Below are 11,874 nucleotides of genomic sequence, written 5' to 3'. Positions count from 1 at the left end.
GCAGTTTTCTCTGGCCACAAAAAAACCGGCATTCGCCGGTTTTCTTAATTTGTATGGTACCTGAGTAACTTACTTAGGCAAACCCATATTGGCTGACTCTAAACCGATTAAGTATGAAGTCACATCAATGATTTCATCGCGGGTTTTAAAGGTCTTGCTGTTAGGAACATATTTACCATTGGTGATCAACGTAGGAGTTGAAGAAACACCCAATGCCTGCATCATTTGCATGCCCTTGCGAATTTGACCATCAATCATGAATGAATTTGCTGTTGATAAAAACTGGTCTTTATCAACACCGAATGAACCCGCTGCCCATTCAGCCACATCTTCAATGGTGCGGAATTGTTTTTTATACTGGTGGATGGCAGTGAACATAGCGGTGTGAGCTTGCTCAACCAAACCCATGGCTTCAAACGTATAGTAAGCTTGAGCCGCTGGTTTCCATTGTGGATAAAATACCACCGGAATGCGTACCAATTTTGCATGCTCTGGCATTTCACTTTCTAACTTTTTCATGTACGGCTCAAATGAAGCACAGTGCGCACACATATAGCTAAAAAATTCATAAACAACCACGGCATCTTCAGTTTGAGTGTCCCATGCTGGATTGATCACTTGGTAATGAATGCCTGGTTGAAATTTCGCATCAACTGCATCAACCACATTTTCTGCCACTTCTGCCGCCGTATCCACCACGGCTTCGACTTGATCTTTGACTTCAGCAACTACCACTTCAGTTTGATCTTTGACTTCAGCCACAACTGCTTGCTTAACTGGCTCATCCACTTCAGTGTGATCATCGGCTTGTGAACAGCCCCAAATAAACATCACTGATAAAATCAGGGTAAATTTCTTCATATTAATTCCTCGTAATTGGTGGGTATTTGACTTGTTTAACATACAAAAGTTTCAGCTTATTGGGCTGATTTCAATCCTTGTATATAACTAGAAACAGCATCGATTTCTTCTTCAGTCATGTATTTAGCTACATCAGCCATGATTTGTCCGTTAACATCATCTTGGTTAGCAAGTTTCCGACCGGCTTTGTATGCTCTGAGTTGAATCGCTGTATAGGCCGCATGCTGATTGGCCACGACTGGGTATCCAGACATTGGATTGCCTTGACCTGTCGGTCCATGACACGACATACAAGCGGGAATGTTGCGCACTTTGTCGCCACCTTGATAAATCTTTTTACCCAATTCGACACTGGCAGGATCGGCTGCTTTCATTGTCAATTTTTGACTTGAAAAATAAGCCGATAAATCAGCCACATCTTGATCTGAAAGCGTAGACACCATAGGTGCCATCAATGCATTTTCTCGCTCCCCACTTCTGAACAATTTAATTTGACGGTCCAAATAAGCTTCATGTTGACCAGCTAAACTAGGCCATATTGGGTTCACGCTGTTACCGTCCATGCCATGACAAGCTGCACAAGTTCCAGACAGTGACTTGCCTTTTTCGGCATCACCGGCCATTACATTCGCAGACATCAACAACAATGCTGGCATTAAGAGTTTAATCATATTTCGTTTCATAAAAACCTCTGATGGTTTGGTTTCTTCAAAAACGCAGTATTATAGCGTAATCCTTAACCGCAAACATATCAAATTTATCCCATCTCATTTAAAATACACTTTTTTAATCCGTCTTTTGCATGTCAAACCTATTCAGTCATTGTGAATTTTTAATCAGTGCATATAAAACCAGTCAACTACCTGACGACGATGGCATGGAAATTGCTTTTGCTGGCCGTTCAAACTCTGGCAAGTCAACCACCATCAATGCATTGACCAACCACCGCGGTTTGGCCAAAGTTTCCAAAACCCCTGGTCGAACCCAACTGTTCAATTGTTTTGAGTTCAAACCCAATAAGCGTTTGGTCGACCTGCCCGGTTATGGTTATGCCAAAGTGCCGATTAAAATGAAAAAGCATTGGGAAAAAGAAATTGACTCTTATTTAATGAATCGAGAAAGTTTAATCGGTGTGGTCATCATTATGGACATCAGACATCCAATGAAATCCTTCGATGAACAAATGCTGACTTGGGCTCATGAATCTGGATTACACTCCCATGTGTTGTTGAACAAAGCCGATAAACTGAATAACAATGACACCAAAAAGTCATTGATGAAAGTAACCAAAGCCATTGCCAAATACAGCAGCTCAACCACTTGCCAAGTATTTTCTGCCTTACGCAAGACAGGAACCGCTGAATTGTCTCAAGTCATCTCACCTTGGTTTGACAAACAGTCATAAAGTTTGAATCGATGACATGAAATATAAATTCCAATGTGATGGCATGCTCACCATAGAATGCCAAACACCGATCAAGCAAACATTAACCAAATCACAAGCCAGTGAACTGACTGAATTGATTGCCAAAGATTTACATGCGGTGTTAAAAATAAACAACAACACCGCCTTGGTCTTTTGTGGTGCCGCTTTCTCAACCGAACAGCTGTTACAGCCTAAATTTCCCATCCAAGTTAACATGACTCAGTACGCTTCGGCTGCTTTTCAAGGTGAATTAAACAGTGATCAAGTTTTATCGATAGGTGCCAATGATGGTTTTATGCCAGATGGATTAAGACCCAATGAATCACAACAAAACTTGCTGCACCTGCCGTTCTGTTTATATACTGATGATGTGAATTTGGCTGAACAATTCGAGGCCACCTTGATGCACAAAGGCATGGTTGCACCACCCACGTATGCCAAAATATGTGAACAAACCCAGGTGGTGATTAATCATGCCAATTACATGACATACCTGGATTTGGTAGCAATGATGCACAACCACTACGAACAACTGGGTTTGTCACACCTTTGGCAAGTGATAGAAACGGCGCTGGTCAGCTCAGACCCAAAAACGGCAGTAACAACCCACACCCACAATCATTTTTATTTGGTGGATCATCTGTTGTTTACCCCTTATTTTTCATATGCCCAATTCACTGCGTATTTTGCTGACACTTCGATTGAAGATTACATCAATTGGTTGATGGCTCAGCGTTTGTCCTTGGGGGCATTCACCGCGCATGGTTTAGCCATCAAAACATTCAAAGCCGATCTGTGGCCCATCAGTGAAGAAAAAGTGTGTCTGGGACAATTTGAAAAACAAAGCATCAGCCAATCATTTTGGACTGAAAAATCTCATCAATCATCCAACCAGCCCAAGCAAGTCATATACCACCAACACCCACAAGCAGGAGTCATCGCCATCAGTGTGGCACAAAGTGAGCTGTTTGAGATACACTATCCGGTCACACCGCATGGGATTCGTGACATTGAAAAGCACCTGAGCCAACAATTGGGACCAGGATTTGAATCCATTGAAAGTGATGTAACTTCCAACCCAAACGGCTTATTATAAAAACCACACTATGACCTTAAACGCGGAAGAAATTCTAAAAAACCTCAATGAAAACCAAGCCGAAGCGGTCACCACAGACGCGCAACATGCCCTGGTGTTGGCTGGTGCCGGAAGTGGCAAGACTCGTGTCTTGGTGCACCGGATTGCCTGGTTGATATCAGCCGAGTTTGTTTCTCCATACAGTATTTTGGCTGTCACTTTCACCAACAAAGCAGCCGCAGAAATGCGCAACCGAATTGCTTTTATGTTGAAACGCGAAATTCGCGACATGTGGATTGGGACTTTTCATGGCATTGCACTGAAGTTATTACAAATCAACACCGAAGCTGCGGGTTTACCAAAGAATTTTCAAATCATTGATTCAGATGATCAATACCGATTGATTCGACGCTGTCTAAATGATTTGGAATTGGATGAGAAACAGTGGCCACCCAGAACCGTTCAAGGTTTCATCAATGACATGAAAAACGATGGTCTGCGGGCCCATGAAGTCGATGATTATGGCGATTTTAACAACCAAACTCTGATCAAAGTTTTTGGTCATTATGATGACCACTGCCAACGTGCTGGTTTGGTCGATTTTTCTGAAATGCTGTTGCGTGCGCATGAACTGTTACTCAACGATGAGGACGTATTGAAAAAATACCGACGGCGCTTTTCACACATTCTGGTTGATGAGTTTCAAGACACCAATGCCATCCAATCGGCATTTATTCAATTACTGGCGGGTAAAAACAACAAAGTTTTGGTGGTGGGTGATGACGACCAATCGATATATGCTTGGCGTGGCGCCAAAGTAGACCACATCCTGGACTTTCAAAGCCTGTATGCCGATACCGCGATGTATAAGCTGGAACAAAATTACCGTTCTACACAAAATATCTTGGATGCTGCCAATGGTGTCATTGCCAACAACAAGAAACGCTTGGGCAAAAGCCTGTGGTCAGCCCAAGAACGGGGTGAATTGATTGGGGTTTATGGTTCACACTCAGAATTTGATGAAGCGTTTTTTGTGGGTGAAAAAATCGAAAGCCTGTTGGCTGAAACCACCAGTGCTGATGACATCGTCATTTTGTACCGCTCCAACGCCCAATCACGGTTGTTGGAGGAAGCTTTGTTAAAACGAAGCATCCCCTATCAAATTTATGGCGGTCTGCGTTTCTTCGAACGCCTAGAAATCAAAGATGTGTTGGCTTATTCACGATTGGTGAATAACCGCCATGACGACATTGGCTTCGAACGTGTGATCAACACTCCAACCCGCGGTATCGGCTTAACCACGGTAAACTTGATTCGCAATTATGCCCAAATGGAACAAAGCAGTTTGTGGGAGTCCAGTCAAAAACTGGTCAGCGAAGGCAAACTCAGTAACCGCGCAGCAACGGCATTAACCGCCTTTGTCAGCATGATTGATGAACTTGAGAGCAACAACAAAGACCAAAGCTTGGCTCAGCTTTTTTCAGACATCATTGAACGCAGTTCACTGAAAGACCATTATCTGAAAGAACCACCAGAAAAAGCCCAAACTCGCTTGGAAAATCTGGACGAGCTGATCAATGCCGCTGAGATGTTCGAAATCACCGATGAAGACCTGGCTTTGGGATTAACCCCATTAAGTGCGTTCTTGTCACAAGTCAGTTTGGATGCTGGAGACACCACCAAAGTGGATGAGCCTCATGTTCAATTAATGACCTTACATTCAGCCAAAGGCCTGGAATTTCCTGTGGTCTTTATCGTTGGTATGGAACAAGGTTTGTTCCCGCACCAAAATTCCATGGAAGACTTCAACAAACTGCAAGAAGAAAGGCGTTTGGCCTATGTGGGCATCACCCGTGCCGAAAAGCAATTATTCCTCAGTTATGCCACTTCACGGCGCATGCGCGGTAAAATCAACGCCTGCCAACCTTCACAGTTTTTGCGTGAAATTCCCAAAGAATTGGTCAAACAATTGCGTGGCAACATCCACCCAACCACTTACAGTGGACAGCAGACAAGCAACACACCCTATCAAGCACAACGGCAAGCCGTTAACGATTCACCATATCAGTTGGGCCAATCGGTGCGCCACCAAAGCTTCGGCGAAGGTGTGATCACCGACATGAGTGGCAAAGGTGACTACTTACAAGTGCTGGTTCAATTCAACGACGTCGGCCCCAAAGTATTGGCGGTTAAGTTTGCCAAACTGGAAATTCTATAAAAGGTTTTCAACTGGTTAGAATCTGAGGTACCATGCCCAACACAAACTTCAAGTTGGGCTTGACTTGCTTGTTAATTTAGACAACTCACTTCTTCGCTTTCTTAAAAGCATCCGCCAACGCACCAGCAAATGCGCCTTGATTGTCTGTATTTTGTCTTTTGTTGTTTGAGCGACTTTGCTTGGCTTTGTTGAAAGCCGGCTTCGCCGCAGTCGATTTTCCGCTAGGCTTGGCTTGACTGCCATCACCAGATTTCGCACTCAATGAGATGCGTTTGCGTTGTGCATCGACTTCTAACACCCGCACTTTAATCACTTGACCGGCTTTAACCACATCGGCGGGATCTTTGACGTATTGGTCGGCCAATTCTGAAATGTGCACCAAGCCATCTTGATGAACACCGACATCAACAAAGGCACCAAAAGCGGTCACATTGGTGACCACACCTTCCAAACGCATACCCACTTTGAGGTCTTTGATTTCATGTACTTGATCATCGAATGTGGCCGTTTTGAATTCACCCCGAGGATCTCGCCCTGGTTTTTTCAATTCTTCAATCACGTCCTTGATGGTGGTTATACCGTATTGGTCATTGGCAAAATCAGCTGGATTCAATTGACTCAAGGGACCCATTTGACCAATCACTTGTTCAATTTGTGCGTCCATATGCTCCAACATATTATTCACCAGCGGATAAGCTTCTGGATGTACCGCTGATTGATCCAAGGGTTGCTCACCACCTCTGATGCGTAAAAACCCCGCACATTGTTCAAACATTTTGTCACCCAATCTGGCTACTTTAAGTAATTGTTTGCGGTTTTTAAAACTGCCATTGGCATCGCGGTAGTTGACGATTTCCTGGGCCACCGAATCTGAAACTCCAGCCACGTATTTTAACAACGGCGCTGAAGCCGTGTTCACGTCCACACCCACTTTATTTACACAATCCTCGACACAATCGCCTAAGGCTTTGCTCAGTTGCGCTTGATTCACATCATGCTGGTATTGACCAACACCAATCGCTTTAGGATCTATTTTAACCAATTCTGCCAATGGATCTTGCAGGCGCCTGGCGATGGAGACAGCACCACGGTAAGACACATCCAAATCAGGAAATTCTGCCGCTGCCAATGCCGAAGCTGAATACACTGAAGCACCGGCTTCAGAGACCATGATTTTTTGCGCTTGGATGTCTTTGTTTTGTTTAATCAATTCAGCTGCCAATTGATCGGTTTCGCGCGAAGCGGTGCCATTACCGATGGCGATCAATTTCACCCCGTGTTTTTGACACAGTTTTACCAAAGTTTGTTTAGCGGCTTCCCATTGTTTTTGTGGCGCGTGCGGATAAATCACAGCGGTATCTAATAATTTACCATTGCCATCAACCACCACAGTCTTTACGCCCGTTCTAAAACCCGGGTCCAAGCCCAAGGTCACTTGACCACCAGCCGGTGCTGCCAACAGCAAGTCTTTTAAATTGCGGTTAAAAATTTGAATGGCCGCTTCATCAGATTGTTCACGCAAGTGAGAGGACAGTTGTAAATTCAATTTCAATTGCAACTTGGCTTTCCAAGCCAGTTCCATGGTTCGTTTCAGCCATTCTGATTGTTGTATATCCCAACCCGTGTGTTTTACCAAACGGCCCATGGCTGGGTGGATGACCATGTTTTCATCGAGCACGTCAGCATGGTCTAAATTAATAGACAAAACCCCTTCATTGCGCCCGCGCAACAAAGCCAGCATTCGATGGGATGGGATTTTATTGATGGCTTCTGAAAAGTCGAAATAATCTTTGAATCTGGCTGCTTTTTGGTCATTCTCCTGTCCCTTCATGACCTTGGCAATTACCACGCCTTGAGCCCACAACCAATCACGCAAGGCTTGAATCAAATCAGCATCCTCTGACAAATCTTCCAAGGCAATCTGGCGCGCACCATCCAATGCCGCGGCCACGTCTTTTACATGCAACGAGTCGTCATCACCCTTGGAATGGACAAATTCCGCCGCCAAAGCTTCCACCTCTGCCGTGGGATTGTCAATCAACTGTTGTAACAAGGGTTCCAAACCGGCCAACCTGGCCTTCTGCGCTTTGGTTTGGCGTTTCTTTTTATACGGTAAATACAAATCTTCCAATCGGGTCTTGGTTTCAGCCATCATGATGGATTGTTTCAAAACATCGGTCAATTTACCTTGTTCTTCAATCGCTTTGATGATGGTATCTCTGCGATCATCCAGCGCTCGCAAATATCCCAAACGTTCTTCCAACTGACGCAACTGGGTATCATCTAAACCGCCAGTGGCTTCTTTTCGGTATCGGGCAATAAATGGCACCGTATCACCACCATCCAATAATTCGATGGCGCTTTGAATTTGACTGTTTTTGGCGTTAATTTCGCCAGCTATGAGGCTTACATGTTTGGAGTTGACCACTAAAATATCCTATTTTGTGCTACAAAAGCGACGCATTTTAGCATGCGATCAGGTGCCGGTTACAAGTCTATTTTCATCCCACGATATGCCACTTTGAATCCATGAGCTTTAACTTGTTCGCTGGCCTCACTGTCATGGTTTAACAATGGATTGGTGTGATTAAAGTGAATAAAAATGACCTTGGCTTTGTCTTTGGGCGATAGGTCCTTGAGTAGCTGCAGACTCTCTTCCACAAATGGATGGGGAATCTCAGCCATGTCTCGATTGGGGATTTCACCATTGGCAAAAAATGTGGCGTCTAAAAAGGCGTAATCAACTTGACTGATTTCGGCTTTGATGTCTTTGTTCCACTTTTGCCATTTATCGATGTCTGGAATAAACAGCACAGATTTTCTAGGCCCTTTGATGACATAAGCAACCGTTTCGGTGTATTCATCGCGGTGTGGAACCAACATGGGCTTAATGCTGAGATTAGGGTTTAATTGTACTGTTGATTGATCATGCAAATCTTGTAGCACAATATTTTTATAATCCACCAATTGGCTCCAGGGACCATTATTTTGTAAATACTTTTTGAATCGCGGCATCACATACACGGGGGTGTTTTTCATGCCCGCTGCTTCATGACCCATGTGCATTAAACCCGTATAATGCCCCATGTGACCATGGGTCAGGAAAATACCAGCTAAGTTATACAGACCATCGGGGGCCACTTGATGCAATTGATGCATTTGCTCACGAATATCTGGTGTCGCTTCTAACAGGTATTTTTGCTTGTTGTTATGATCAATCAAGGCCAATGCAGTGGCGAATTTTTTATGACCATCCCAACCTGCTTGACAATGTGGTTGGTAACAATTTAATTGTGGATAGCCAGCATCCTGAGCAACCCCCAATACAAGCAACTCAACACCTATAGATTGATTACCTTGATTTTCAAACTTTTGTGCCACTGCCTCATCAGCTAAAGTAACTGAAAACCAATGACTCCATACAAATATCCACAGAATTTTCATACCTGACACCCATGACTTTCCACCAATCATAGCATGAGAAGTTTTTGTTTTTTATATAACCAATGGCATTCGCAATCTATGAATTATTGTGTCATGATATTTACTTCTTTTTACTGTTCAAAAGACTATGAAAAACTGGTTAATTAAACCTATATTAAAAGGTGCTTTGGTTGCCTTGCCCATTTTGATTACTGCGTGGATTTCATGGTCCGCAATCAAATGGCTTAACACCTTGGGCTTGGATGCCATAACCACTTTACATTTGGATTTCCTTTCATTTCCTGGCAGTGGACTGATTATCATGGCTGCCTTGTTGTTTTTGATTGGTTGGTTATTGAAATTCAGTTTCATCGGTTGGTTTTATCATCGAATTGAAAAAATGCTACTGAAATTCCCCTTGATTAAAACCCTTTATGGAGCAATCAAAGACTTGGCCAGCATGTTTGACAATTCACAGAACAAAAACCAACAAGTGGCATTGGTTGATATGCAAGCACAAGGTTTGGGCTTAATGGTCGGCATCATCACTACAGACAGCTTACCAAACTCAGTCACGAAATCACTGGAGGGTTCATCGGAAAATTTATTGACGGTGTACTTGCCCATGAGTTACATGGTTGGCGGCTATACTGTATTTATTCCTGAAAATAAAATCAAACGACTGGATTGGTCTTTTGAAGATGCCATGCGATTTGCTTTGACTGCCGGCGTTTCTCAAGACGGCAGTAAAAAGCCAAAAGTTGATTAATACTCTTCTAAATTTATTAATCGCAAACCTTTAACCAGGTAAATTTAACCATTTATTCATGAGGTTTGGATTATCTTATTTAAAGAATATTGTTATGATGCCCCTTTTTGTTGAAAGCATTTAAATGTTTAAAAAACTTAAACCCGTCTTAATTGCGATTATTTTTTTATCATCGATCATTGCCATATTGTATGGATTGGTGATCAACAACCTTGAATTGACCAAGAAAAATGTTCCAATCAGCGCATTAGGTGCAGTTGTCGAATTGTGTGTGTTGTTGTTTGTGTTGTTGCTTTTTTACATCATCACCAAAAGAAAGCGCTTGGCTTTAATATTGACCACTTTGTCATACCTGATTTTTATTTCTGTCACTGTCACAAAAATCATGATTTTGGGCACGCCTTTTTTCCCCAATGATTTATTTTTGGTTGGTGATTTGGTCAGGACTTGGCATGTGTTTATTATGTTCGTACCATTTATTATTGCGGTTGTACTGATCTTATATTTTGTTGTTGCTTATGAAGTGAAAAACACACAAGCAGATTCTTTCAATCGTTTTATTTCTTTGACTGTGGCCCTGTTTTTAATCTTTTATTGTTTTAAAGTCGAAAATGAAACCATTCGTTTGTTTTTAAGAGACCACAACATATTTCATAAAGTAAACATGTCTCACACCAACAGAAGCCTTTCTGTGGGTTTATTGTCTAGTTTTTTCCAGTCCAGTTTTTTTACCGGAAAACCACCGTCTCCTGAAAATTACTCAAAAACACACATTGCATCTTTGATTAAACAATACAATTTGTCTGGCTCTACTGATGTTAGACCCAAGGATGCCGTTGATAATGTCATTGTCTTGATGGTTGAATCATTCACCGACCCAATTGATCTGGGTTGGCAGTTCTCAGAACAAATCCTTCCCAATTACCGAAACATGTCACATAAGCAACTTGCAGGTACATCCATATCTCCGGTCTATGGAGGCAAGTCCATCAATGCTGAATTTGAAATCATGACTGGCATGACCAATATGTTCACCCCGATAGAATCGACTCCTTACCAAGAATTTATAGACGCTGAAATACCCAGTCTTGCCAGAGAATTCAATCGCAATGGATTCACCAGTAATGCCATACAAATGATGGAGTTTTCAGGTTTCGGGTATGAAAAAATTTATGCACACTTAGGGGTCAACAATAAAATTGGCATCCCGCCGTCAAACCCTGAGTATGAAAAAGACCCTTCAGGTAAAAGTGTTTCCAGTCATGTCGTTGCCAAAGAAATGCTTGAATTAATAAGAGAGCAAGACAAATCATTTATTTTTGCATTCCCAAACTCCAGTCACTCCCCATGGAAAATCACTGATTATCAAGACAAATCCTTAAACCTATTAAATCACGATTTAAATGCCTCAACTAAAAACACTTTGTTGGCATATACCCATGCCATCAATCACATAGATGACATGTTCGGAATTTTGATTGATGAACTCAACCATTCAAATGAAAAAACACTGATACTGATCGTCGGTGACCACCAACCCAGTTTGAAGTTTTATAACGTGGGCAACAAACAGACCCAAGATCAGTTGGAAGATGATTTTATTAATCTGATAAAAAGCAGCTACAGCACGCCCTTTTTGATGTGGTCCAATTTCAAACAGTACAACACCCCCAAGCTGAACATCAGTATGAACTTATTGCCGGCACTGATTTCCAATGAAGCGGGCATTAAAACCAGAGGGTTCATAAAATTCATCTCAGTGCTGTATGAAAAATTTGATGTCATATCGAGGGTTTATCAATTAAAAAACAAGCCTTATACCAATCAACTTTCAGATGAAGAATCCAAGCTGATTGCCGATTATGAAATGCTGCAATATGATGTGTTATTTGGCCAACAATATTTATCGGAATTAATTGATTAATAAGTCTTATTCAGCATAAACACCAGGTGGTTTTTGTATGAAGGAATCATTGAAATCAAGCCTCATTGCAATTTTGCTTTGAAGCAATAAAACAGTAACATCAACCTCGCAAAATCGAATTATAAAATCAAATCATCCTCCTGTGATTGAACGGTGACACCCTGATATGGACAGCCAT

9 protein-coding genes are annotated in these 11,874 nt (G+C 42.3%); 5 read left to right on the top strand and 4 right to left on the bottom strand.

The features are described from left to right. Positions 1-69 precede the first annotated feature (69 nt). Complete coding sequence (locus CCS90_RS03830; protein ID WP_162846697.1) at positions 70-861, bottom strand: thiol:disulfide interchange protein DsbA/DsbL; 792 nt, start codon at positions 859-861, stop codon at positions 70-72. A 56-nt stretch (positions 862-917) separates the two neighbouring features. Then, positions 918-1,532, bottom strand: a complete 615-nt coding sequence (locus tag CCS90_RS03825) for a c-type cytochrome (RefSeq protein ID WP_099018736.1) — start codon at positions 1,530-1,532, stop codon at positions 918-920. Between the two features lie 131 nt (positions 1,533-1,663). Here CCS90_RS03825 and yihA point away from each other — a divergent pair, with 131 nt between their 5' ends. Genes yihA through uvrD form a run of 3 tightly spaced genes read left to right on the top strand, consistent with a single transcriptional unit; the run spans position 1,664 to position 5,580 of the window. After that, the gene (gene yihA, locus CCS90_RS03820; protein WP_099018169.1) at positions 1,664-2,266 is read left to right on the top strand and encodes a ribosome biogenesis GTP-binding protein YihA/YsxC; all 603 of its coding nucleotides are present in this window, start codon (positions 1,664-1,666) and stop codon (positions 2,264-2,266) included. A gap of 16 nt (positions 2,267-2,282) precedes the next feature. Beyond that, on the top strand, positions 2,283-3,383 hold the full coding sequence (locus tag CCS90_RS03815) for a hypothetical protein (RefSeq protein WP_099018168.1): 1,101 nt from the start codon (positions 2,283-2,285) through the stop codon (positions 3,381-3,383). A gap of 10 nt (positions 3,384-3,393) precedes the next feature. After that, positions 3,394-5,580, top strand: a complete 2,187-nt coding sequence (gene uvrD / locus CCS90_RS03810; RefSeq protein ID WP_099018167.1) for a DNA helicase II — start codon at positions 3,394-3,396, stop codon at positions 5,578-5,580. A gap of 85 nt (positions 5,581-5,665) precedes the next feature. Here the strand turns inward: uvrD and CCS90_RS03805 are convergent, their stop codons facing one another. Beyond that, on the bottom strand, positions 5,666-8,008 hold the full coding sequence (locus tag CCS90_RS03805; protein ID WP_099018166.1) for a Tex family protein: 2,343 nt from the start codon (positions 8,006-8,008) through the stop codon (positions 5,666-5,668). Between the two features lie 59 nt (positions 8,009-8,067). Then, positions 8,068-9,024: an MBL fold metallo-hydrolase gene (locus tag CCS90_RS03800; protein ID WP_099018735.1), complete on the bottom strand. Its 957-nt coding sequence runs from the start codon at positions 9,022-9,024 to the stop codon at positions 8,068-8,070. 127 nt (positions 9,025-9,151) lie between these two features. Between CCS90_RS03800 and CCS90_RS03795 the strand changes: the two genes are divergently transcribed. Beyond that, a complete protein-coding gene (locus tag CCS90_RS03795; RefSeq protein ID WP_099018165.1) occupies positions 9,152-9,772 on the top strand; it encodes a DUF502 domain-containing protein in 621 nt (206 codons plus the stop codon). A 124-nt stretch (positions 9,773-9,896) separates the two neighbouring features. After that, positions 9,897-11,696: an LTA synthase family protein gene (locus tag CCS90_RS03790; RefSeq protein WP_099018164.1), complete on the top strand. Its 1,800-nt coding sequence runs from the start codon at positions 9,897-9,899 to the stop codon at positions 11,694-11,696. Positions 11,697-11,874: the final 178 nt, after the last annotated feature.

The organism is Marinicella litoralis (genome assembly GCF_002591915.1).
Taxonomy (GTDB): domain Bacteria; phylum Pseudomonadota; class Gammaproteobacteria; order Xanthomonadales; family Marinicellaceae; genus Marinicella; species Marinicella litoralis.
The sequence above is the reverse complement of the archived record's forward strand: the minus strand, read 5'-3'. Positions and strand labels throughout refer to the sequence as shown.